Raw genomic sequence first — 20,805 nt, 5'->3', positions numbered from 1 at the left:
AGGGAATGGCTACGTCACCTAGATTGAAAGGCCGAAGATAGGCACTGCCAGCAAGTACACCGTCAGGGTGATGAGGAAAATGCCGATGATATTGAGGCCAAGGCCACCCTTGATCATCTCGCCGATCTTGACGTAGCCAGAGCCATAAGCAATGGCGTTCGGCGGGGTGGCAACTGGGAGCATGAATGCGCAGGTTGCCGCGAGGGCCACCGGAATGGTCAGGAGAAGGACGTTGATATCGCCATCGGCAGTAAGCCCCACGCCCACGGCGACGCCACCCATAATCGGAATGAACGTAGCCGCCGTAGCCGTATTGGAGGTGATCTCCGTCAAGAAGAGCACCAGCGCAGCCACGGCAGAGACGATGAGGACAACGGGCAGGACGCTAAGACCCTTGGCCATCTCACCAATCCACAGGGACAGGCCGGAGGAATTAAAGACCGAGGACAGCGACAGGCCGCCGCCGAAGAGCAGGAGGACGTCCCACGGCATTTCATTGGCCGTCTTCCAGTCCAGCAAACGGATGCGGCGCTGGTTATCCGCGGGCAGGATAAAGAGCAAGATGCCAGCGGCAATGCCCACGATGGCATCGTCATAGTTCTCAAATTCTTTGAGGACCAACGGCAGGGTAACCCAGGCTGCGGCGGCGAGGACGAAGATGATGCCGGTCATGATCTGGGGGCTGGTCCAGGGGCCGAGGGCTTCAATTTCGTCGTTAATAAGCTCGCGGCCGCCTGGAATATCCTTCATCTCCGGCTTGAAAACGGTGATGAGCAGTGCCCAGGCAATCAGCAAGAAGATTGCTGCAAGCGGCACACCAACTGCCATCCACCGGCCGAAACCAAGGGTAACGCCCCAGGTATCGGCCATATATGCGTTAAGGAAGGCATTCGGCGGGGTGCCGATGAGCGTACCCAGCGAACCGATGGAGGCGGAATATGCGATGCCCAGCATCAGTGCCGTGGCAAACTTCTTCTGTTTATCCCAGCCGCCTACGGTTTCCGCGGTCAGTGCCAGCACCGAGGTGCCGATCGGGAGCATCACCACGGCCGTGGCGGTATTAGATACCCACATGGACAAAAAGCCGGTGGCCAGCATGAATCCCAAGATCAGGCGCTTGGGCGAGGTGCCGATGATCTTCACCACGTACAGCGCTAGGCGGCGATGCAAGTTCCAGCGCTGCAGAGCAAGCGCGATAAGGAAGCCACCCATGAACAAGAAAATGGTGGCGGACGCGTATGGGGCACCCACCTCTTTAATCGTTCCCACACCGGCGAGCGGGAAGATGACCAGCGGAAGCAGCGCGGTGGCGGCGAGCGGAATGGCCTCGGTCATCCACCACACGCCCATCAAGATGGTTACGGCAGCGACGGTGCGGATGGCGCTGAGCGTGTACTCGGCTTCCGGATCTGCACCTGCGGAGCCCTGTACGGTCTCGATCGCATTCGAGGGGAAGAAAAAGAAGACCAGTACGGCCAAACCCAAGCCGATGAAAAGGCCGATGAACTGGCGGCGCCACTCGCTACGCGGCGCTCCGGGGGCTTCGTCACCTTCGGTGTGGGCAGTAGATTCGTGAGTATGCGGGGTGGTCATACCGCGCGCTCCTTCACTTAGAGAGGATTGTGCTGTGGGATATGCTCCGTGTTTCCCAGTTTATTAGCTAGGCCGAGGCAGCAGACCGAAAGTTATCCAGTTCACTGCGAAGCATGCACTGACCATACAAAACATGTGACGCAGAAACCATATCCCGCCACATAGAACTACCCCCGCACCCCCACAGAGCACACACTGCACCTGCCCGAAACCAGAAATGAGTCCACCACTTCCCTACCCCCGAGCTAAGGAACGGCGAGTTAGATTCCCAGTACGGTCTTGGCAATCAGGAAGTAGATAATCAGGCCCGTGGCATCGCAGAAGGTAGAGATAAACGGGTTGGAGAATACTGCTGGATCGGCGCCGATGGTCTTAGCCACGATGGGCATGAGCCCGCCGACGGTCGCAGAAATCGAACAAATCAAAAACAGCGTCGAGCCGATGACGAGGCCGATGCTTAGGCCATAGACCAAGGTGGCCAGTCCCAAGCCAGCTAGTCCCAGCACCGCGCCGAGTAGCATGCCGACGCGCAGCTCGCGCCACATGACGGCAAGGAGATCGCGCGTGCGGACATCGCCCAGCGCCAAAGCACGGGTCACCGTGGTGGCAGCCTGATTGCCGGTATTGCCACCAGTGCCGGTCAGCAGCGGGATAAAGAGCGAGAGGACTACGGCCTTGGCCAATGTGTCTTCAAAAGAATCGAGCACCTGCACCGTCAGTAGCGCAGAGACGGCCAATACGAGCAGCCATACGATGCGCGAGCGCACCAACTTGAGCAAAGGTGTGGATAGGTACGGTTGCTGAAGTGCCTCGGTGCCGCCAGCACGAGCGGAGTCCTCACTATCTTCTTCTTCCACGATGTCCGTAGCATCGTCCCACGTCAACAGGCCAACTAAGCGGTGAGAATCATCCACAATGGGCAACGCAAGGATATCCAATGGGAGGAACCAACGCGCGGTTTCTTCCGCGTCAGCACTAGCACGGGCAAAGATGGGGTCGTGCATAATATCGGCCATGGTCAAAGCGGCATCGGCGGTAAAGATTTCACGCAGGCTCACCACGCCCACCAGGCGCCTATCCTCACGGGTAATGGGCACGGTATAGATGGTTTCCAGCTCATTCGCCGTCTCCTGCAGTTTGAATAGCGCGTCCTTAACGCTCATCTCTGGGTGGATGACGGGCACCTCGGGCGACATGCGGCGTCCCACCGAGCCCTTGTCATAGCCCAACACCACGCCCGTGACGTCGCGCTTGGACTGAGTCAGTGAGCGCAGCAGCCGGTCCGCAATCTCCGCGGGCAGCTCATCCAGCAAAGCCACGCGGTCTTCCGGATCAAGCTCATCAAAGAACTCATAGACATCGGCATTGCCCAGCTCATCGATGATATCGGCCTGGTGCTTTGCATCGAGGGCGTCAAAGACGACGATTGATTTCTGGCGCGGCAGCAAGCGCAGGGCCAAGGCTGAGCGGACGGCATTTTGTCGCTCGACGACGGCGATGAGTTCCTGCAGGGGCACCTTCTCCAGGAGTTCCTGGAGACGTGGGGCCTTGGTGGGGCTAATGGCGTCTTCTTGTTTTAGCCATGCCTCGACAATATCGCTAGCCCGCTCGGTGGTCTCCGCCATGGCCTACCCGCCTTTCCAGCCCCAGGTTATTGACTTCAGCCTTCTTAGACTACGCCATTTGCCCAGAAAATCCGCCAGATATCATCCCTGACTACATGAGGACATCCAAAAGCCACCTCGATAATGGCATCGGGACGACTACAGGAATAGACCCCATAGGGCGAAGGCTGCTAGCAAAGAAACCAGACCGGCAGTACTGGCCAAAATGATTGCATGCGGGAGGGGAGTCTGCGAAGAAAGGGCGACGTCAACAAGCGAGGCACGTTGCCACACCGCCAAGACCAGCGCCAGCACCCCGGCGGCAAGGAGGACGAGCGGCAAGAAGACGCGCACACTCACCGTCCGCATCACACCTAGCAACACTAAGGAAAGGGCCAAAAGGGTGCGCTGCCACGACAGGCGCGTACGCTCTGGTTGCAGGCCGGGATCAAAGGGCTGGTTAGACAAGGAACTCGCCTACCAAAAGCGCACCGGCCACCACCACGATCACAGCAACAAGGACCGGAAGGCCGAAACTAAACGGAAGCGATCGATTCTCTCGCATCGCGCGCTCTGATTGCTTCCAATGCCCCCACGCCACCACGGGCAAGATTATGGCGACTATCAGCATGAAGACCGACACCGCAGCACGCAGGGCGCTTGGAAGGGGAACATCAAAGGCCTCAAGTGCTACTCCGCCAGCAATCAACGCTAGGGAAGTGCGAATCCACGCCAGGAACGTGCGCTCATTAGCGAGCGTGAAACGCGGATCAGGGTCGGTGCCGACTGCAAACACCGAGCGGGGAAACCTCGAGTCACTCATGGGCACCACTTTATATTCATTTATCTCCTACGTCGCGACAAGCCCACGCAAAACTTCGCCTTCCCGTAGCCTCATAGGCACTGGCCAGCCCTCTGAGCAAAGGAGCATCCGCCTCTATGTACCAGCCCGTGTGCAAATTCAGAGTGACCTCCCCAAACGAAGAAAGTTCTTCAGCGAAGAGAACATCGAGCGCGTTAGCACCCCAAATCCGCGCCCCGATCCCACCGGATTGCGCGAGGTCATTATTAACAACGGTCCCTGTCCTACAAAGAACCATACGAAGTTCGATTTTCTCTTTGAGCTCATCCGGATGGACTACATCGTGATTATGGGGCTCTGCCCCTTTGCCCTGACCGGCCTTGCTACCCACCTCGCTGTGCTCATCAGCCTGCCTATCATTGCATTCGGCATTTCCAAGCCCGTTCGCTGGCTGGCCTCGACCCACAATGAGCGCACTCTACTCCGCAAAGCGTGGGCCAATAATTGGCTCGAGTTTTATCCGATACTGATGGGAAACTTCTACCACTTTGATTCCAAGGAAGAAAAGAACCCTATAGGCGATGACCACTATTACTTCCACCGGGCGCGCATCATGGTGTTCTTTCCTGATGGCTCCACGGAAGTACTACCAGAGCTCGCAACCGTGAAGGCTGTCGACTATCCGCCTGAATTGATGAGGTCAGATGGCACCATCTTTGCGAAACGCCCGGCTGATCTGCGTGTGAGCCCCACCATTAATAATGGCTGGGCGCTACTGACCGTGCTCGCCGGTGACCCCGTATCCGCCGGCACTCCCGATATCGGCTTGAATGAGCAGCAGATAGAAGCAGCGCTTGCCCAAGTGGAGCGTGAGTGGGCACCCGGCATTCTGAATTAACCCGCCGCAGCGAGTTATAGTCGGTCCATGATTGAAGTTGCCGCCGTAGTTTTCCGTAATTCCTTTGGCCATGTCCTCACCGTGCGCAAAGATTCTTCCACCAAGTTCCAACTGCCCGGCGGCAAGCTTGAGGCTGGCGAAACCCCCGCACAGGCCGCAGCCCGCGAGGTTGCAGAAGAAATCGGCGTTGACGTCCGCCTCCCAGAGCTTTCCCCGCTCGGCATCTTCGACGCACCGGCCGCCAATGAACCCGGTGAAACCGTACGCGGGCATATCTTTACTTATCCACGCCCCGTCCTTGCCCGAGCGGCTGCCGAGATTGCCGAAGTCGCATGGGTAGACCCCACCAACCCAAAGCGGGAGCTCGCTCACCTGCTGCGCGACGAGGTCTTTCCTGCCCTGGAATCCTAAGGCCCCGCTTGGTCCCTTAGGAATTTCCTATTGCGGCTCCTAAGGGGGCAACCTAGAGTTATTTTCATCAGAATTGAGCGATGAAAGGACTGTCCTCCGTGCCGCAGCAATCCACACCCGGACCTATCGTGACGATTACTTTCCTCGTCTTAGGAGTCATTAGCTCTATTATCGCGATTCTCATGGTGCCTGCCCTCTTCCACGAGGTCACTTCCCTGCGCGCTGCGGCGTTTACCGGAAGCTTTATTTTCGGCACCGGCATGCTCACACTTTTCCGCCGCTGCGCCAAGTACCAGCACAAATAGCAGATTTCTCCGCTGCATAGAGCCGACGAGAATAGAAAGCGCGAATTAAAAATCCCGAGCGCGCACGCTCGGGATTAGATGGCGGAGATGAGAGGATTCGAACCTCCGGACCCCAGAAGGGTCAACTCCTTAGCAGGGAGCCCCATTCGGCCGCTCTGGCACATCTCCACGGTTCACAAGGAACCTCGTTTGAGAATACCTGCCTGCCCCGCCGCTGCCAAACTAGCCCCCTGCTTTCGCTCCCGCAGCAAAGGCGCAGGCCCTAAAGTGGTATCCATGATTCGCTCCGACCTGAAAGCCATCCCTGCCTACGTCGCTGGTGCGCGCAATGATGACGCACTCAAGCTTTCCTCCAATGAGGCCGCGCACCCGCCCCTGCCAGAGGCAGCCGCGGCCATGGCAGAGGCCGTGACGAAGGCTAATCGCTACCCGGATTTTGCGGCCACCGCGCTGCGCGAGGACCTCGCCGCGCACCTGGGCGTGGATTATGGACAGGTTGCGGTGGGCACCGGATCGTCCGCACTGTGCCAACAGTTGGTGGAAATTGCCGCTACCCCTGGTGAACAAGTCCTCTTCCCGTGGCGCTCCTTCGAGGCCTACCCCATCTTCGCCCAGGTGGTGGGAGCCCACCCCATCCCGGTTCCGCTCAGCACAGACCAGCGCGTGGACCTTCCTGCCATGGCGAAGAAAATCACGGATAAAACCAAGCTTATCTTCGTGTGCAACCCCAATAACCCTTCCGGCACCACAGTGACCAAGGACGAGTTCGCCGCCTTCATGGATGCTGTGCCTGCCGATGTCCTCGTAGCCCTCGACGAGGCCTATATCGAATACAACCGCGCCACCGACACCCCGCTGGGCACGGAGCTAGTGGGCACCTATCCCAACCTGGTGTGCCTGCGCACCTTCTCTAAGGCCTATGGGCTGGCCGGAGTACGCATCGGTTATGCACTTGGCCCGGAAAATATTATCGAGGCCCTCAATAAAGTGGCCATCCCCTTCTCCGCCAGCACCGTGGCGCAGGTTGGTGCCCGCACGGCACTGGCGGCGCAGGATTCGCTGCGGGAGCGCACCGATGAGGTCGTCGGCCAGCGCGAGCGCTTAGAAGCAGCCCTGCAGGACTGGGGCGTGCCGCATTCCGAGGCAAACCATGTCTGGCTGCCGGCTAAGAATCTTGCCAGTCTTGGCACTCCACAGGAAGTAGCCGCTCGCCTGGCCGAACGCGGCGTGCTCGTGCGCGCATTTAGCGAAGGCCTACGCATTACCGTAACCACCGAGGAAGAAACCGACACCCTGCTGCAGGCGTGGAACGCAATCATAGGAGGCTAAATGCGATCACTCATTAACTTCGCCCTGAACGTCTTTGCCATCGCGGTGGCGCTGTGGGCGGTGGTCACCGTCATTCCCGGCATCACCATCACCCCGGCCGAGACCGGCAATTTCATCGCCATTGCCATCGTCTTCATCATCATTAATGCAGTGGTCATGCCGGTGTTGCGTGTCCTTGGCGCACCGCTGACCTGCTTGACGCTTGGGCTGTTCTCCCTAGTCATTAACGGCGCGGCGCTGATCATTGTGGAATGGGCGCTCAATGCGCTTGACCTCGGAATTGGCCACCTTGTCATCGACTCTTGGGGCGCCGCGATTATCGGCGCCATCGTGCTGTCCATCGTCAGCAGCGTCATCAACTTCTTTACGAGCCCGCTCCGGCAGCGCGATTAGCCGCCCGCAAATGGCGGCAACACGTCCACGCGGGTCACGCCAGCCAGTGGGGAATCCATGGCGGTGTTCCCGGCGCCGTCGATAAGAAAGCTACAGCGCCCCAATACCTCCTTCAGGCTCATGCCAGCCTCGGTGGTTCCGGCATGTTCCCTGCCCAGCTGCGCCACCAGATCACCCAAGGTGGCGGGGGCTTCTACCTGCTCAGAAGCCACGCCCGCAGCGGCGCGGGCGGCGGCGAAATAGTGAACGGTCAACATGCCCTCTACTATGCCCCGCACGCCCGTGCCATGTCGAGACCGCGGGTAAACTAGCCGCCATGCGCACACCCAAGACTCACGCGCGCGAGGTCGCCGCGGCCCTGCCCGCACGCCAAGCCACCACCGTGCCCCTCACCCAAGCGCAGGATATGGTTCTGGCTGCGGATGTCCACGCCGGCTTCCCCTCCCCTCGCTTTGATAACTCCCAGATGGATGGCTACGCCCTCCCGCAGTGCACGGCCGGAACCTACCCGGTGGGCCCCACCATCGCGGCCGGCACTGAGCCCGCCCAGGTACTCGACAGCCCGCTTTCCAACGCCTGCCCCATCATGACCGGCGCCAAGGTACCGGAAGGAACTGCAGCCATCGTGCCCATCGAGCGCTGCGAACCACAAGAATTCCTCGCTCCGGGTGACCGCATTACCGTGCCAGAGACCTCGCCAGGCCAATTCATCCGCCGCACCGGCTCCGACCTGGAAAAAGGCGCCCTCCTCGCCGCCCGCGGCGATAAGCTCACGCCGGTGCGCTTGGCCGCCCTCGCTTCCCAAGGAATCGACGAGGTAGAGGTCTACCGCCCCGCCCGCATCCTCATATGCACCGGCGGCGCTGAAATCGGCCACGGCAGCGCCGCCATTCCGGATGCCAATGCACCACTCTTAACGGCAATGGCCGGCCGCGCCGGCATCGACGTCGCGGGCTATATCACTACCGACGATGACCCACAGGCCCTAGAGCGCGCTTTCACAGAAGCCATCGCGCAACACCGCCCGGACGCCATCATTACCTCGGGCGGAATTTCCGCCGGGAAATTTGAAGTAGTCCGCCAGGTACTCGATGGCTGGTTCGGCCATGTGGACCAGCAACCCGGCGGCCCGCAGGGCATTGCCACTTTTCACGACACCCCAGTGATCTGCTTGCCTGGAAACCCCATTTCCACGTTGGTGAGTTTCCGTCTCTTCGTTGCCCCTGCGCTCGGTTGGGCTCCGCAGCCTTTCCGCGTCCCCCAGGCCGCGAGTATCGACGGCCTCCCGCACAAGGACCAATTTCGCCGCGGGCGTGTCGATTCGCATGCCCACATCCTCGGTGGCGCCAGCTCCCACCTGCTCGCCCAAGCGGCAGACGCCACCCATCTCATCCGCATCCCTGCCGATCAACGCCTCGAAGCAGGCGAGGAAGTAGAGGTCTACCCACTATGAGCCCACAGCGCACTGCCATCGTCATCGTCGCTTCTACGCGCGCCGCCGCGGGCATCTACGAAGATCGCTCCGGCCCCATCGCGGTGGACTTCTTGCGCCGCAAGGGCTTTGACTGCCCCGACGCGCGCATCGTCCCCGATGCCGATATTGCCGCCGCTGTTGCCGCCGCCTTTGCGGAAAAGCCCGCGGTCATCCTGACTTCTGGCGGCACCGGGCTCACGCACGATGACCAGACGGTAGAAGCCGTAGCACCACATATCACCCGCGAGCTGCCCGGCATTGCGGTGGCCTTCTGGCAGAAGGGATTGGAAACCGTGCCCACCGCGGTGGCTTCTCGCGCCGTTGCCGGCGTCAATGATTCCACCTTTGCCATAACTCTTCCCGGTTCTACCGGCGGGGTAAAAGACGGCTGCGCGGTTTTGGAAGAATTAATCGTTCCGATCGTCGATATGTTAGAAGGAAAACATGAGCACTGATCCCTCCTATGTGGCCGAGCAAACCGGCTGCACCATTAGCACGCTGCTGAGCGATCAACCTCTAGAATCCCTCCTTGCCGCTGCCAAGGAGGAGACTGCCACGGCCGCCATGGGTGCCGTTGTCACCTTTGAAGGCATTGTCCGCGATCACGATGGCGGCCGGCCGAATGTCACCCTACTTTCCTATAGCGCCCACCCATCCGCACCAGAAAAACTGCAAGAAGTCACCGATTCCGTTGCGGCCAACCACCCAGTGCGCCTGTGGGCCGCCCACCGTACAGGTGATCTCAAGGTCGGTGACCTAGCCTTTGCCGTAGTAGCGGCCGCCGCGCACCGCGGCGATGCCTTCCGTGCCGCCGAGGAATGCGCCGATCGCGTCAAGGCGGAGGTCCCCATCTGGAAGGAACAAAGCCACGGCGATGGCTCCACCAATTGGGTGGGCCTGGAATGAGCACCCGCTATGCCCGCCAGGAAGCGCTCTGGGGCGAGGAGGGACAGCGCAAACTCAGCGAAGCCCACGTAGCGGTCATTGGTGCCGGCGGCCTGGGCTCCCCGGCCCTGCTTTACCTAGCCGGGGCGGGCGTGGGCCGCATTTCGCTTTTTGACGACGACGTGGTCTCCCCCTCCAACCTGCACCGCCAAGTCATCCACACCACCGCCGCCATCGGCACGCCGAAGACGGATTCCGCCGCGGCCGCCGTCCGCGCGCTCAATCCAGAGGTGGACATCACCTGTCACGGCCGCCTCGAATCAGCGACGGCACTAAAACAATTGCGCGGCTGCGATCTCATCCTCGACGGCACCGATAACTTCGACGCCCGCTACCTCAGCTCTTGGGCTGCCCACGAGCTCGGCATCCCACACGTATGGGCCTCCATCCTCGGCTTTGATGCCCAGCTCAGCGTTTTCTGGTCCGGCCACGGCCCCGTCTACGAAGACGTCTTCCCCACCGCTCCCGCACCCGGTGAGGTTCCTTCCTGCTCGCAGGCCGGAGTCTTAGGCCCGGTGGTCGGCGTTGTCGGCTCGGCCATGGCCCTCGAAGCCCTCAAACTCATCACCGGCGTGGGCACTCCACTCATCGGCACGCTCGGCTACTTCGATGCCCTTTCCGGTACCTGGGAATACATTCCCCTCCAGTCCACCGGCGCACAACCCACCAAGCCTGCCGACGCCCCCGATGTCCGCGATATTCCCCCACACGCCCCGCTTATCGACGTCCGCACCTCCCCCGAGCGTGCCCAATCCGCGATCCCCAATTCCACGCACTTTGAGCTCGACCGCATCCTCGGCGGCGAAAACCCCGACATCGAACCGGATGCTCCGGCCATTATCTACTGCGCCAGCGGAATGCGTTCCGCACACGCCGTCGATGTCCTTCGCAAGCGCGGCTTCACCAACGTCGTCTCCCTGCGCGGCGGTATCAATTCCTGGCTCGAGCAGCAGTAACCGAATTCCCCTTGGCAAGACCGCAGCCTATCGGTCGATTTTGGTCTTATGCTCCTTATTCCGCGCAAAAAGGAACCATACAAGTGGCCCGAGGAACGGGTAGGCAAATGCCGCCATCGCCAGCAGTATTTTGACCCCTACGCTATATCCCGCGCGAATGATGGATATGAGCGAAGCCACCCAAAAGACCAACAGAGCGATAACGATGACGGCACCTATCCCGCCCGCAAGCCAGCCATATGATTCTGGTACCTGTTCTTCGGCCAAGTAGGAAATATAATTTGTCATAGTCACCTCGACGTTAACGGTGTTTGAAAGTCCGTAGCTCAAGGTAAGAATTCAAGGTAAACGCTGTCTGGCCGTGGACTTAATTTTCACTGTCACCCAGCGAAACCATCCAAAACGTGAGCAGGCACCCTACCGAATCGGTAGGGTGCCTTAATACTGCACTCCCTTACTCAGAAGCTATAAGCTTCTATGCTCCTTTAACTTCGAAAGGAAGCTTAGGCAGGCGCGGAGACGGCGGGATTTGAACCCGCGGAGGTATTACCTCGCCGGTTTTCAAGACCGGTGCATTCGGCCGCTCTGCCACGTCTCCATGCTGTTCTTCGAAAACACTCATCGTGCCTACGAAGCAACTTGGTCAGTGTACTAAATAGATAGCCCGGTTTCCCAAAAAGCCACCTGCAACACTGAATGTCACCGTAGAATACTCCGAATTCAGTGGCTCAGAACACACAAGATTCGTTAGATTGGATCCATGACTACAACACGCATGAAGGCCATCGTTCAGACCGACCCGCAGGATCGTCGGTCCTTAGAGCTCCGCGAAGTCGATGTCCCGCAGCTGCGTCCAGGCGAAGTGCTTGTGAAGGTGCAGGCGGCCGGCGTTAACCGCGGCGATATCCTGCAGACGATGGGTGCCTATCCGCCACCACCGGGGGCGTCGGAAATCTTGGGCTTAGAAGCAGCAGGCACCATCGCCGATGCCGGAGATACGAACTGGGAGGTAGGCACCGAGGTGGGCTGCCTGCTTGCCGGTGGTGGCTACGCCGAATACGTCGCGGTTCCGCAGGACCAGCTGCTTCCCGTGCCCAAAGGGTTGAGCGTTGAGGAAACTGCAGCGGTGGTTGAGGTCGGGTGCACCGTGTGGTCCAACCTGGGCATCGAGGCAGGCCTTCACGAGGGCCAACGCGTCCTCATCCATGGCGGAGGCGGCGGCATTGGTACTTTTGCCATTCAGGTAGCCAAGGCGCTCGGCGCAGAGGTAGCGGTGACGGCCGGGTCACAGGAGAAGTTGGAGCGTTGCCGCGAGCTGGGCGCCGATATTCTCATCAACTATAAGGAGCACGACTTCGTAGAAGAGTTGAAGGGAAGCTGCGATGTCATTCTGGACATCATTGGCGCGAAATATCTGGAAAAGAATATGAAGTGCCTAGCTAAGGACGGCAAGCTCATCATCATTGGCATGCAGGGCGGCACCAAGGCGGAAATCAACTTGGGCGCCATGCTGCCCAAGCGCCTGACCATCCAAGGCACGACGCTGCGCGCCCGCGACTTAGAAGACAAGGCACAGATTGTGGCGGGCACGGTAGAAAATGTGTGGCCCATGTTGGAAGACGGCCGCGTAAAGCACGCGCTGCACGCCACTTACCCGCTTGCCGACGCCGCCCAGGCCCACACCGCCCTAGACAGCGGCGAGGTCACCGGCACCTTGGTGCTTACCGTTTAAGCCAGCGAGGCTACGACGCGGATGAGATGCTCAACGTCGTGATAGGTGTTGAACGGGCCGAGCGCAACGGTTACGGCGCCGCCGATTTCTTCCACGCCCATCTCCGTGAGCAACGGGGTCTGCGGGGCAAGCGTGGTAACAAGGCCGTTATCAAAGAGGCGCTTGTGCACGGTCTCGGCCGGAACACCCTTTACTGCGAAGGTGAGGCGCGGCAGGCGATCGTCGGAGGCGCCTGCGGCAGCCTCCCCGGTCACGCCAAGAATATGCACGGCGGGCAGGGTGCTCAAGAAGGAATAGAGGTCAGCGCGCAGATCCTCCAAGTAGACGCTGAGCGCATCCATGGAGGTGCGCAGGCGCTTGCGGCGCGAGCCGCTCTCCCCACCGGCGAGGGCGGCAAGATGGTCCACGAGCGGTCCGACACCGCCGGCCAAGCCAGAGGAAATGGGTGTTTCCAGCTTGCGAGAACCCTTGCCGGTATGCACCGGATCGAGGGCGTCGAGGCGGCGGAACATGCGGGTATCGCGGAAGACAAGCGCCGCTAGCTGCGGTCCGCCCAGCAATCCCAGGTCGAGGCCTAAGATATCGGCGCCGAGATCATCGAAGTTGATGGGGCGGTAGGGAGCGATCGCAGAGACGTCGAGAAGCGTCCAGGCGCGGGAGCGCTCATGGACGGTGTCAATGATCTCAGCGGCCGGGGATACCGTACCCAAAAGCTCGTGCGCGGCGGAGAAGGCAACGAGGCGCGTGGAGCCATCGACCAGCTCGGCAAATTGGAAACCTGGCAGCTCACCCGTGCCCAAGTCTGGCTGGGCCCAGCGGGTCTCTGCCTTGACCTCAGAAAATGCCGAGTACAAAGACGGCGGATCCAGCTTGGAGAGCACCACCGAGGAATTGCTGCCCAACAGCGGACGGGCCGCGTGCGCCAAGGACTGGTACAACACGGACAAGGACGGGCCAAGCACCACGCGGTCTGCCTTGGACCCGGTCAGATCCGCTACAGCCATGCGTGCGGCGGTGTAATTACCATCGCCTTCCAAACGGCCCGGCGCGGGCGTGGCAGAGTGGGCACCGCCTGGACCCTCCTGGGTGGCCACCGCAGTGGACATCCGGAAGGAGCGCGCCACGCCGGAGGCGACGCGCTCAGAAATTTGGGGCACCGCGTGCGCGTTGAGGTAGGTCCAACCATCAGATAGCCCGGTGTATAAACCGCGCACACTGAATACGTCGTAGTGTGCCGAAGCTCCTGCTGGCATTACGGTCCCCTTCTTTATCGCACTAGGCATCGCCACACAGTGGCGGTCGGTTCCCTACTGTATACGCGTTTGCCCCAAGTTTCCCAAATCTGGATTTTCGCTGTATATCGCTGTTTTCGCAGGCTGGCGGCGTGTAGTTCCCGTTTGCCCAGCCCGCACGCTAGGGTGTTGAGCGTGCAAGATAACAATCAACTGCGCGCTGATATCGCCCGCATGACCTCCCAGCCAGACAGCGAGGCCACCCCAGCGTCCCAGTCCGAGACCCTCAAGGCCGCCTTCGCGGACCTGGTGCAGGGTGCACAGCAGCGCGAGCTGTGGTTCAAACTGGGCATTCAAGATATTAAGCAGCGCTACCGCCGCTCTGTCCTGGGCCCGTTTTGGATCACCATCGCCACCGGCGTGATGGCCCTTGCCTTGGGCCTGTTGTATTCCATGCTCTTCCAGATTCCCGTCGCGGAGTTCCTCCCCCACGTCACCGTGGGCCTTATTATGTGGACCTTCATCTCGGGTTGCATCAAGGAAGGCTCCACCGTCTTCATTGACAATGAGGGCTTGATTAAACAGCTCCCCGCCCCGCTGTCGGTGCACGTTTACCGCTTGGTATGGCGCCAGACACTGTTTTTGGGCCATAACCTCATCATCTGGTTGCTGCTTATCCTTATCTTCCCGCGCAGCCTAGGCTGGGAGTTCTTCCTGTTTATCCCTGGTTTGGCATTGCTGTTGGTCAACGGCGTATGGGTCACGATGTTCTTTGGCATCATCGCTACCCGCTTCCGTGACGTCGCTCCGCTGCTAGAAGCACTGACCCAGCTGCTGTTCTACGTCACCCCCATTGTGTGGATGACCAATACCTTGAAGGACCAGGGCGGTGCGGTGGCCGGCCGCGCCCGCATCGCGGAGATCAACCCGCTCTACCACTACCTGGAAATCGTCCGTGCGCCCATGATCGGCGAGCCGGTGGCCGCCTACCACTGGTGGATCGTCATCGGCTGCACCGTTCTCGGCCTGCTCATCGCCGGCTTGGTCATGCGCAAGTGGCGCTTCCGCGTCAGTTACTGGGTTTAAGCCCACGCCCTGCACTTCCTGAGATTCCTCGAAAGGATACAGACTGATGGTCTCGATTGATACGTATAACGCGTGCGTGGACTTTCCCATCTTTGATGCCAAATCCCGCTCGCTAAAGAAGGCCATGCTTTCTTCGGCCGGCGGCGCCATTGGCAAAAATGCCCAGAACACCGTCGTGGTGGAGGCGCTAAAGGATATTAACCTGCACCTGCGCGAGGGCGACCGCGTGGGTTTGGTGGGCCATAACGGCGCCGGCAAGTCCACCCTGCTGCGCCTTTTGTCTGGCATTTACGAGCCCACCCGTGGTTCTGCCGATGTGCGCGGCCGCGTGGCCCCCGTCTTTGATTTGGGCGTGGGCATGGACCCAGAGGTCTCTGGCTACGATAACATCATTATCCGTGGCCTCTTTTTGGGCCAGTCCATCAAGCAGATGAAGAAAAAGATGGATGAGATTGCGGAGTTTTCTGAACTCGGCGATTATCTCTCCATGCCGCTGCGCACCTATTCCACCGGTATGCGCGTGCGCTTGGCGCTCGGCGTGGTGACATCCATTGAGCCGGAAATCCTGCTGTTGGATGAGGGCATCGGCGCCGTGGACGCCGCTTTCATGGCCAAGGCCCGTGTGCGCCTGCAAGAGCTGGTGAAGCGCTCCGGTATCCTGGTCTTTGCCTCCCACTCCAATGACTTTTTGGCGCAGCTGTGTAATACCGCGCTGTGGATCGACCATGGCGAGATCCGCTCGGTGGGTGAGGTTTCCGAGGTCGTCGGTGAATACGAAGGCCCTAAGGTGGGCGAGTATGTACGCGACCTGCGCGAGCGTTTTGAAAATGAGGATACGAGCGACAATTAGCAGCGCTCTTTTTCGCATCTCGCTTCCGCTGCGCGGAGTGTTTCTGCGCTAACCCGCGCCAGCCCGGTGGCAAGATGGAGCCCATGACTGCCACCCTGACTTCCACCGGTTCCACCGCCGCCGTCATTGTTACCCATCAGCGCGCCGAGCTACTGCGAGCCTCGCTTGAACAGGTAGTCCACCAAACCCACCCTGTGCAGTGGGTAGTCGTGGTGGATAATGGCGCGGAAGATGCGGTGCGCGAACTCGTCGAATCCATGGCGGGTGACCGGGGCGTCTACGTACCTTCGGAAACCAACCTGGGCGGCGCTGGCGGCTTTGCACTGGGCTTTCTCACCGCCCTTTCCTTGGGCGTCGATGCCGTGTGGTGCGCTGATGATGATGGCCGCCCCGCCGATCACACGGTACTAGCGGAGCTGTATCGAGTGGCCGAAGCCAACCGCCTGCATGAGGTATCCCCGGCGGTATGCAATATTGACGATCCCGGCCGCCTCGCCTTCCCCCTGCGCCAGGGGCTGGTATGGCGCCGCCGGATGGAGGAACTGGAAGGCGATTTCCTGCCCGGCATCGCCTCGCTTTTTAACGGTGCGCTGATTTCCGCCGCGGCCATGGAGATCATTGGCGTGCCGGACTACCGCCTGTTTATCCGCGGCGATGAGGTGGAATACCACCGCCGGCTGGCCAACTCCGGACTCTCCTTCGGCACGGCGCTGACCACCAGCTACCTACATCCGGACGGATCGGATGAGTTCAAACCCATCCTGGGCGGCAAGATGCATACCCAGTACCCAGAAGGTGAGTTCAAGCGCTTTTTCACCTACCGCAATCGCGGATACCTGCTGTGGCAGCGTGGTATGCGCAAGCTACTGCCGCAGGAATTTGCCCGCTTTGGCTGGTTCTTCTTGGTCCAGCGCCACGACCCAGCCGGCTTTATCGAATGGCTAAAACTCCACAACCGCGGGCGCCAAGAAGATTTCCGCCGCCCTAACCAGGGCTAGGACGGATCCTGCTTGGCGACGACCCTGACCCCCGCCTTCCTAAAAATAATCCAGCGTTGCGCCGCAAAGTTCACCACGGTCGCGGTGCCCTGCGAGATAGCAAAGGCCACCACGAGGGAAAGGGTCGAGTTCCACTCCCAGTGGACGTCGAAAAGCTCAAAAAGGACCTTATAGGCCACCATATTGACCACGAAGGTCACGCCGTAGGTGGCAAGGACACCGGCGAAGCGCACCGCGGTGGCTTCGGCCTGGAAGGTCCAGCGGCGATTGAGTAGATAGGCTGCCCAGGTACCGATAATAAAGCCCACCGCACGGGCGGGGTCGGCGCTAAGCAGGCCGAAGCCGATCTGCAGGAGCCAGGTTAAGGAGACGTCGATAAGCGCGGCAAGCGCCCCCGTCACAGCGAACTTGGCGCTTTGCGCGCGCAGGCTGGTCGAGCGCGAAGCCCGCTGAGCCACGCCGCGCCACGTCCGTGAGGAGGCTGCTGCCATCTATTTTTCCTTAAAGATAAAGGCCCTTTGAATGGCAAAGTTGGTCACCGTGGCCACGCCTTGGGCGATGACGAAGGCGATGGTGTCTTTTACCGCACCCTCAAAGCCGAGAGCCATAAGCGGCTCATTGAGCACCCAGTACAGGAAGTTTTGGACCGCAAAGGTAGAGGCGTACAAAATGCCCACGGTCGCGGCTGTGCGGCCAGACACCTTGGCCCCAAAGGTCCACCGCGCATTGGCCAGGTAGGCGGCGATGGTGCCAAAAACCCAACCGATGGCTTTGGCGGCGGAACGGTGCAGCCCCAGATAGGTCAATAAAAGCGTGAGACCATAATCAATGGCGGCGGTAAATACGCCCACGGAAATAAAACGCACCAGCTGGGTGTGCAGCGAGGTGGATGAGGGCTTTACTTCTACGGCGTCGTCAGCGGAATTAGTCACGAGTGAGTAGCCTACCCGCGCAAGAGCGCTCGGTACATGTCCAACCGATCCACCGGCGCGGCGGATTCGGTGCCATAAGCGCCGATCTCGGCCAATTGCTGTAACGACGCCGCGCAAAGCTGCCGCACGTCGGCCCCGGAGAGTGCCGTGCCATCGTCATTGACCCAGCCGAGCGCATCCATGGTGGTCTCCACGACGGAATCGGTCAGCTCCGCGCCGCCCATGCAGGAAAGGGCAAGCGCCATGGACCAAAAGGCGTCTTTGCCTTCATGGGTCACCTCGCGCGGCAAGCTGGCGAGCACGCGGGAAGCATGCGGTGATAGGTCGGTTTCCCTGCCTAGGTCCATCGCTTGCAGCAGCGGGACGAAGTCATAGAGTTTGGTGCGCTCAATTAAATCGCGCACGGGGGACGATACCGCGGAAAAGACCTCATCGGTAACTTCCTGTCCGGTCAATTCACGGTTCACGCTGGTCAGCTCAAAGGGCTGAAAGAGTGATCCGGAGCCGCCCACGCACAGCGCCTCTGGGGTGCCATTATCGCGGGGATAGATCTCGGCTACTACCAGCTCGAAGTCCCACAGTCCCCAGGCGAAGTCGACTTGATCCCCTTCGCGCCACAGGAATTCGGAGACCTGGCGCTCCGGATCGATGCGCGGGCCACGGGCTTCGGTGTGTTCATAAAAGTGCCAGGGAGATTCCTCCTCCGGCAGGCCAAAGCAGATACGCAGAACGCGGTGTAGCTCGGTAAAGGTCAGAGCATCGCTAAAACCAATCTGGCGGTGCACCTCGCCATCGGCGCGAATATTCGCGGCTTGGCAGATGATGGTGAGGGGCTCGCGTTTGAGGGATACCACGCCATCGGCGCGTTTGGCCCGCGCCTGTGCGATATCGGTGACCCCTGCATTCATGAGCCCCACCATACGCAAGTTTTAGGAAGCTAGTTTTGCAATATCGCGCGCTTCCAGCTCACTAATGAGGAACGTCAGTGCCGCCCCAATGGCGCCCAAGAGGGTCCACGGCCGCTTGGCACCGCGCTTGCGCAGGAACTTCACCATCCGGCGGGAAAGGGCAACGTTCATCCACCCGCCCAGGATGAGCAGCAGCACCACTGCGGCAAAAATAGCCCAGGGCTTGAGGCCTTGATCGTCACTATCCTGCGGCGAGCGCGGCTCATCGCCGTCCTGCTCAGCGTGCGCGTTGGTATAGGCCACCAGGGCGCCAAAACCAAAGAAAGACAAGGTATAGGCAGTAATCAAACCGCCTTTGGATTTAATCCAATCCGGATAGGAGGTCGCAATGCCCACGGCGGCGGCCTGGGTAATGCGACCAGCCAGAGTGTCATCGAGGGCGTAGTTGTCTTGGCGCTGATCGTGCGTCTCACGGTTGTTGGTCATAGCGACTACTTTAAGCGGCGGTAAGCTAATGCGCATGTACTCGGAAAAGACAAAGCATATGACGCCGGCGCAGCAGGCGGCTCAGGATGTGCGTGCAGAGGACGATAAGCGCAACGGCCACTTCGAGGCCACGGAGCATACCGATGTGCCGTTGAGCCCTTTCATGACTCGCCTGATGGCAGAGGAATTGCCCATGCTGGACTCCTCCTCACGGGCTCGCGTCTATGAACTTTTGCGGGAGTATGACGGCCCGATTATTGAATCCCAAGAGGAACTGCCGGAGGAGATCCGCGCGCTCATGGATCTTTAAACGGGCACATTCGGGCAGTACAAGCGTCCGTTTTGTTCTGAATATCACTCGCGTCACTCCGCCTACCCTTGTGTGAGCTAGGTAGGCTAGAGATCCGACATACATCCGTCGAGCAAAGAGTAAGAGATGGAATTACATACCACTGAAAAGTCCCTGCACGGCTGGGGCCGCACCGCCCCGACGACCGCCCACGTGCTCTCCACCGAAGACGTGGACGTGATCAAAAAGGCCGTGGCTCAGGTTGCAGAAGATAACTCGGATAAGCCCGCCCACCTGCGCCGCGGCGTCATCGCCCGCGGTATGGGCCGCTCCTACGGTGACCCCGCCCAAAACGGCGGCGGCTTGGTCATCGACATGCAAAAGCTCAATAAGATCCACTCCATCGACCCAGAGTCCGCTCTGGTGGACGTCGATGGTGGTGTCACCCTAGACCAGCTGATGAAGGCTGCCCTGCCTTATGGCCTGTGGGTTCCGGTTCTGCCGGGTACCCGCCAGGTCACCATCGGTGGCGCAATCGGCCCAGATATTCACGGTAAGAACCACCACTCCGCCGGCTCCTTTGGTGACCACGTGGTCTCCATGGAGCTGCTCGTGGCCGATGGCCGCGTGCTGCACCTGACCCCGGAAGGCTCCGAGGATGACCCGAGCGGCGACCTCTTCTGGGCCACCGTTGGCGGCATGGGCCTGACCGGCATCATTCTGCGCGCCACCATCCGCATGACCAAGACGGAAACCGCCTACTTCATCGCGGATACGGACCGCACCGATAACTTGGATGAAACCATCGCCTTCCACTCCGATGGCTCCGAGCACAACTACACCTATTCTTCCGCCTGGTTCGATGTCATCTCACCAGAACCAAAGCTGGGCCGCTCCACCATTTCCCGCGGTTCGCTGGCCACCCTGGCGCAGCTGGAAGAGCTAGCCCCGAAGCTGGCCAAGGACCCACTGAAGTTCAATGCGCCGCAGCTGATGACGGTGCCGGATATCTTCCCGTCCTGGACCATGAATAAGCTCTCCCTCTCCGCCGTGGGCTTGGCGTACTACACCATGGGTGCACCGGCGAAGAACCAGGTCAAGAACCTGACGCAGTTCTACCAGCCGCTGGATCTCATTGGCGAGTGGAACCGCGGATACGGTTCCAAGGGCTTCCTGCAGTACCAGTTCGTGGTACCGACCGAGGCTGTGGAGCCGTTCAAGGAGATCATCCGCGATATGCAGCGCTCCGGCCACTACTCCGCCCTCAACGTGTTCAAGCTCTTCGGTGAAGGCAACCGCGCGCCGCTGTCCTACCCGATGCCGGGCTGGAACGTCTGCGTGGACTTCCCCATCCGTCCGGGCCTGGGCAAGTTCCTGGATGACCTGGACCGCCGCGTGATGGAATTCGGCGGCCGCCTCTACCTGGCCAAGGAATCCCGCACCTCCGCCGAAAACTTCCACAAGATGTACCCGGGCATGGAAGGCTGGCTGAAGACCCGCAACGAGATCGACCCGACCGGCGTCTTTGCCTCCGATATGTCCCGCCGCCTCGAGCTGCACTAATCACTGGAAATAACACCTT

General features: G+C 60.2%; 26 protein-coding genes and 2 tRNA genes. 15 read left to right on the top strand and 13 right to left on the bottom strand.

What is annotated here, in order from left to right:
- Nucleotides 1–18: 18 nt before the first annotated feature.
- The 4 genes from BKN05_RS05255 to BKN05_RS05240 all read right to left on the bottom strand — a co-directional run bounded on the left by BKN05_RS05255 (nt 19) and on the right by BKN05_RS05240 (nt 4,020).
- Complete coding sequence (locus BKN05_RS05255; protein WP_049377342.1) at nt 19–1,593, bottom strand: SLC13 family permease; 1,575 nt, start codon at nt 1,591–1,593, stop codon at nt 19–21.
- A 260-nt stretch (nt 1,594–1,853) separates the two neighbouring features.
- Complete coding sequence (gene mgtE / locus BKN05_RS05250) at nt 1,854–3,218, bottom strand: magnesium transporter (protein WP_049377341.1); 1,365 nt, start codon at nt 3,216–3,218, stop codon at nt 1,854–1,856.
- Between the two features lie 138 nt (nt 3,219–3,356).
- Nucleotides 3,357–3,665 (bottom strand): DUF202 domain-containing protein, encoded by a 309-nt coding sequence (locus BKN05_RS05245; protein ID WP_286688132.1) that lies wholly within the window; start codon nt 3,663–3,665, stop codon nt 3,357–3,359.
- On the bottom strand, nt 3,658–4,020 hold the full coding sequence (locus BKN05_RS05240) for a YidH family protein (protein ID WP_049377345.1): 363 nt from the start codon (nt 4,018–4,020) through the stop codon (nt 3,658–3,660). The genes BKN05_RS05245 and BKN05_RS05240 overlap by 8 nt, the downstream gene beginning before the upstream one ends.
- Nucleotides 4,021–4,150: 130 nt before the next feature.
- Here BKN05_RS05240 and BKN05_RS05235 point away from each other — a divergent pair, with 130 nt between their 5' ends.
- From BKN05_RS05235 to BKN05_RS05225, 3 genes are all read left to right on the top strand, one after another.
- Nucleotides 4,151–4,897, top strand: a complete 747-nt coding sequence (locus tag BKN05_RS05235; protein WP_286688131.1) for a hypothetical protein — start codon at nt 4,151–4,153, stop codon at nt 4,895–4,897.
- Nucleotides 4,898–4,924: 27 nt separating this feature from the next.
- Complete coding sequence (locus BKN05_RS05230) at nt 4,925–5,308, top strand: NUDIX hydrolase (RefSeq protein ID WP_198492369.1); 384 nt, start codon at nt 4,925–4,927, stop codon at nt 5,306–5,308.
- Between the two features lie 80 nt (nt 5,309–5,388).
- Nucleotides 5,389–5,613 (top strand): hemolysin III family channel protein, encoded by a 225-nt coding sequence (locus BKN05_RS05225; protein WP_284839519.1) that lies wholly within the window; start codon nt 5,389–5,391, stop codon nt 5,611–5,613.
- A gap of 79 nt (nt 5,614–5,692) precedes the next feature.
- On the opposite strand, the gene BKN05_RS05220 is transcribed toward BKN05_RS05225, so the two are convergent.
- Nucleotides 5,693–5,781: transfer RNA gene (locus BKN05_RS05220), tRNA-Ser, on the bottom strand.
- A 108-nt stretch (nt 5,782–5,889) separates the two neighbouring features.
- Here BKN05_RS05220 and hisC point away from each other — a divergent pair.
- The gene (hisC, locus tag BKN05_RS05215; RefSeq protein ID WP_286688130.1) at nt 5,890–6,942 is read left to right on the top strand and encodes a histidinol-phosphate transaminase; all 1,053 of its coding nucleotides are present in this window, start codon (nt 5,890–5,892) and stop codon (nt 6,940–6,942) included.
- A complete protein-coding gene (locus BKN05_RS05210; RefSeq protein ID WP_286688129.1) occupies nt 6,943–7,335 on the top strand; it encodes a phage holin family protein in 393 nt (130 codons plus the stop codon).
- Here the strand turns inward: BKN05_RS05210 and BKN05_RS05205 are convergent.
- Nucleotides 7,332–7,592 (bottom strand): MoaD/ThiS family protein, encoded by a 261-nt coding sequence (locus tag BKN05_RS05205; protein WP_269953802.1) that lies wholly within the window; start codon nt 7,590–7,592, stop codon nt 7,332–7,334. The genes BKN05_RS05210 and BKN05_RS05205 overlap by 4 nt on opposite strands.
- Nucleotides 7,593–7,651: 59 nt before the next feature.
- Here BKN05_RS05205 and BKN05_RS05200 point away from each other — a divergent pair, with 59 nt between their 5' ends.
- From BKN05_RS05200 to BKN05_RS05185, 4 genes are read left to right on the top strand one after another with little or no spacing between them, the layout of a single operon-like run.
- Nucleotides 7,652–8,788: a molybdopterin molybdotransferase MoeA gene (locus BKN05_RS05200; RefSeq protein WP_286688128.1), complete on the top strand. Its 1,137-nt coding sequence runs from the start codon at nt 7,652–7,654 to the stop codon at nt 8,786–8,788.
- On the top strand, nt 8,785–9,264 hold the full coding sequence (locus BKN05_RS05195) for a MogA/MoaB family molybdenum cofactor biosynthesis protein (RefSeq protein WP_286688127.1): 480 nt from the start codon (nt 8,785–8,787) through the stop codon (nt 9,262–9,264). Before BKN05_RS05200 ends, BKN05_RS05195 begins: the two co-directional genes overlap by 4 nt.
- On the top strand, nt 9,254–9,715 hold the full coding sequence (locus BKN05_RS05190; RefSeq protein WP_286688126.1) for a molybdenum cofactor biosynthesis protein MoaE: 462 nt from the start codon (nt 9,254–9,256) through the stop codon (nt 9,713–9,715). The genes BKN05_RS05195 and BKN05_RS05190 overlap by 11 nt, the downstream gene beginning before the upstream one ends.
- Nucleotides 9,712–10,710: a ThiF family adenylyltransferase gene (locus BKN05_RS05185; RefSeq protein WP_286688125.1), complete on the top strand. Its 999-nt coding sequence runs from the start codon at nt 9,712–9,714 to the stop codon at nt 10,708–10,710. The genes BKN05_RS05190 and BKN05_RS05185 overlap by 4 nt, the downstream gene beginning before the upstream one ends.
- Nucleotides 10,711–10,737: 27 nt before the next feature.
- Here the strand turns inward: BKN05_RS05185 and BKN05_RS05180 are convergent, their stop codons facing one another.
- A complete protein-coding gene (locus tag BKN05_RS05180) occupies nt 10,738–10,998 on the bottom strand; it encodes a hypothetical protein (RefSeq protein ID WP_286688124.1) in 261 nt (86 codons plus the stop codon).
- Nucleotides 10,999–11,224: 226 nt separating this feature from the next.
- A tRNA-Ser gene (locus tag BKN05_RS05175) sits at nt 11,225–11,308 on the bottom strand.
- A 177-nt stretch (nt 11,309–11,485) separates the two neighbouring features.
- Between BKN05_RS05175 and BKN05_RS05170 the strand changes: the two genes are divergently transcribed.
- Complete coding sequence (locus tag BKN05_RS05170) at nt 11,486–12,442, top strand: NAD(P)H-quinone oxidoreductase (protein ID WP_286688138.1); 957 nt, start codon at nt 11,486–11,488, stop codon at nt 12,440–12,442.
- Here the strand turns inward: BKN05_RS05170 and BKN05_RS05165 are convergent.
- Nucleotides 12,439–13,695: an aminotransferase class V-fold PLP-dependent enzyme gene (locus tag BKN05_RS05165; protein WP_286688123.1), complete on the bottom strand. Its 1,257-nt coding sequence runs from the start codon at nt 13,693–13,695 to the stop codon at nt 12,439–12,441. The genes BKN05_RS05170 and BKN05_RS05165 overlap by 4 nt on opposite strands.
- A 213-nt stretch (nt 13,696–13,908) precedes the next feature.
- Here BKN05_RS05165 and wzm point away from each other — a divergent pair, with 213 nt between their 5' ends.
- The 3 genes from wzm (at nt 13,909) to glfT1 (ending at nt 16,608) form a co-directional block, all read left to right on the top strand.
- Nucleotides 13,909–14,760, top strand: coding sequence for a galactan export ABC transporter permease subunit Wzm/RfbD (gene wzm / locus BKN05_RS05160; protein ID WP_049377093.1), 852 nt, complete (start codon nt 13,909–13,911; stop codon nt 14,758–14,760).
- A 46-nt stretch (nt 14,761–14,806) separates the two neighbouring features.
- Nucleotides 14,807–15,610, top strand: a complete 804-nt coding sequence (gene wzt, locus BKN05_RS05155; protein WP_286688122.1) for a galactan export ABC transporter ATP-binding subunit Wzt/RfbE — start codon at nt 14,807–14,809, stop codon at nt 15,608–15,610.
- A gap of 74 nt (nt 15,611–15,684) precedes the next feature.
- Nucleotides 15,685–16,608: a galactofuranosyltransferase GlfT1 gene (gene glfT1, locus BKN05_RS05150; protein WP_193393086.1), complete on the top strand. Its 924-nt coding sequence runs from the start codon at nt 15,685–15,687 to the stop codon at nt 16,606–16,608.
- Here glfT1 and BKN05_RS05145 read toward each other — a convergent pair.
- From BKN05_RS05145 to BKN05_RS05130, 4 genes are read right to left on the bottom strand one after another with little or no spacing between them, the layout of a single operon-like run.
- Nucleotides 16,605–17,099 (bottom strand): GtrA family protein, encoded by a 495-nt coding sequence (locus tag BKN05_RS05145; RefSeq protein ID WP_286688121.1) that lies wholly within the window; start codon nt 17,097–17,099, stop codon nt 16,605–16,607. The two genes, glfT1 and BKN05_RS05145, sit on opposite strands and share 4 nt — an antisense overlap.
- Nucleotides 17,100–17,540: a GtrA family protein gene (locus BKN05_RS05140; RefSeq protein WP_005323207.1), complete on the bottom strand. Its 441-nt coding sequence runs from the start codon at nt 17,538–17,540 to the stop codon at nt 17,100–17,102.
- Between the two features lie 11 nt (nt 17,541–17,551).
- Nucleotides 17,552–18,460, bottom strand: coding sequence for a plasmid pRiA4b ORF-3 family protein (locus tag BKN05_RS05135; protein ID WP_080970351.1), 909 nt, complete (start codon nt 18,458–18,460; stop codon nt 17,552–17,554).
- A 9-nt stretch (nt 18,461–18,469) separates the two neighbouring features.
- Nucleotides 18,470–18,934: a hypothetical protein gene (locus BKN05_RS05130; protein ID WP_250411513.1), complete on the bottom strand. Its 465-nt coding sequence runs from the start codon at nt 18,932–18,934 to the stop codon at nt 18,470–18,472.
- 34 nt (nt 18,935–18,968) lie between these two features.
- Between BKN05_RS05130 and BKN05_RS05125 the strand changes: the two genes are divergently transcribed.
- On the top strand, nt 18,969–19,244 hold the full coding sequence (locus BKN05_RS05125; RefSeq protein ID WP_179387256.1) for a hypothetical protein: 276 nt from the start codon (nt 18,969–18,971) through the stop codon (nt 19,242–19,244).
- Nucleotides 19,245–19,370: 126 nt separating this feature from the next.
- Entirely contained in the window at nt 19,371–20,786 is a 1,416-nt protein-coding gene (gene dprE1 / locus BKN05_RS05120; protein ID WP_049377071.1) for a decaprenylphosphoryl-beta-D-ribose oxidase, read from the top strand.
- The last annotated feature ends 19 nt before the right edge of the window (nt 20,787–20,805 follow it).

Source organism: Corynebacterium sp. S5S1 (genome assembly GCF_001913985.1).
Classification (GTDB): Bacteria; Actinomycetota; Actinomycetes; order Mycobacteriales; family Mycobacteriaceae; genus Corynebacterium; species Corynebacterium marquesiae.
The sequence above is the reverse complement of the archived record's forward strand: the minus strand, read 5'-3'. Positions and strand labels throughout refer to the sequence as shown.

What these genes read in the sequence shown, in the direction of transcription:
- mgtE (WP_049377341.1), bottom strand. Translation starts at nt 3,218, where the DNA reads ATGGCGGAGACCACCGAGCGGGCTAGCGATATTGTCGAGGCATGGCTA.
- BKN05_RS05225 (WP_284839519.1), top strand. Translation starts at nt 5,389, where the DNA reads ATGAAAGGACTGTCCTCCGTGCCGCAGCAATCCACACCCGGACCTATC.
- BKN05_RS05255 (WP_049377342.1), bottom strand. Translation starts at nt 1,593, where the DNA reads ATGACCACCCCGCATACTCACGAATCTACTGCCCACACCGAAGGTGAC.
- BKN05_RS05195 (WP_286688127.1), top strand. Translation starts at nt 8,785, where the DNA reads ATGAGCCCACAGCGCACTGCCATCGTCATCGTCGCTTCTACGCGCGCC.
- BKN05_RS05190 (WP_286688126.1), top strand. Translation starts at nt 9,254, where the DNA reads ATGAGCACTGATCCCTCCTATGTGGCCGAGCAAACCGGCTGCACCATT.
- BKN05_RS05240 (WP_049377345.1), bottom strand. Translation starts at nt 4,020, where the DNA reads ATGAGTGACTCGAGGTTTCCCCGCTCGGTGTTTGCAGTCGGCACCGAC.
- BKN05_RS05205 (WP_269953802.1), bottom strand. Translation starts at nt 7,592, where the DNA reads ATGTTGACCGTTCACTATTTCGCCGCCGCCCGCGCCGCTGCGGGCGTG.
- wzm (WP_049377093.1), top strand. Translation starts at nt 13,909, where the DNA reads ATGACCTCCCAGCCAGACAGCGAGGCCACCCCAGCGTCCCAGTCCGAG.
- BKN05_RS05180 (WP_286688124.1), bottom strand. Translation starts at nt 10,998, where the DNA reads ATGACAAATTATATTTCCTACTTGGCCGAAGAACAGGTACCAGAATCA.
- BKN05_RS05130 (WP_250411513.1), bottom strand. Translation starts at nt 18,934, where the DNA reads ATGACCAACAACCGTGAGACGCACGATCAGCGCCAAGACAACTACGCC.
- BKN05_RS05145 (WP_286688121.1), bottom strand. Translation starts at nt 17,099, where the DNA reads ATGGCAGCAGCCTCCTCACGGACGTGGCGCGGCGTGGCTCAGCGGGCT.
- wzt (WP_286688122.1), top strand. Translation starts at nt 14,807, where the DNA reads ATGGTCTCGATTGATACGTATAACGCGTGCGTGGACTTTCCCATCTTT.
- dprE1 (WP_049377071.1), top strand. Translation starts at nt 19,371, where the DNA reads ATGGAATTACATACCACTGAAAAGTCCCTGCACGGCTGGGGCCGCACC.
- glfT1 (WP_193393086.1), top strand. Translation starts at nt 15,685, where the DNA reads ATGGAGCCCATGACTGCCACCCTGACTTCCACCGGTTCCACCGCCGCC.
- BKN05_RS05170 (WP_286688138.1), top strand. Translation starts at nt 11,486, where the DNA reads ATGAAGGCCATCGTTCAGACCGACCCGCAGGATCGTCGGTCCTTAGAG.
- BKN05_RS05200 (WP_286688128.1), top strand. Translation starts at nt 7,652, where the DNA reads ATGCGCACACCCAAGACTCACGCGCGCGAGGTCGCCGCGGCCCTGCCC.
- BKN05_RS05185 (WP_286688125.1), top strand. Translation starts at nt 9,712, where the DNA reads ATGAGCACCCGCTATGCCCGCCAGGAAGCGCTCTGGGGCGAGGAGGGA.
- hisC (WP_286688130.1), top strand. Translation starts at nt 5,890, where the DNA reads ATGATTCGCTCCGACCTGAAAGCCATCCCTGCCTACGTCGCTGGTGCG.
- BKN05_RS05210 (WP_286688129.1), top strand. Translation starts at nt 6,943, where the DNA reads ATGCGATCACTCATTAACTTCGCCCTGAACGTCTTTGCCATCGCGGTG.
- BKN05_RS05135 (WP_080970351.1), bottom strand. Translation starts at nt 18,460, where the DNA reads ATGGTGGGGCTCATGAATGCAGGGGTCACCGATATCGCACAGGCGCGG.
- BKN05_RS05230 (WP_198492369.1), top strand. Translation starts at nt 4,925, where the DNA reads ATGATTGAAGTTGCCGCCGTAGTTTTCCGTAATTCCTTTGGCCATGTC.
- BKN05_RS05125 (WP_179387256.1), top strand. Translation starts at nt 18,969, where the DNA reads ATGTACTCGGAAAAGACAAAGCATATGACGCCGGCGCAGCAGGCGGCT.
- BKN05_RS05165 (WP_286688123.1), bottom strand. Translation starts at nt 13,695, where the DNA reads ATGCCAGCAGGAGCTTCGGCACACTACGACGTATTCAGTGTGCGCGGT.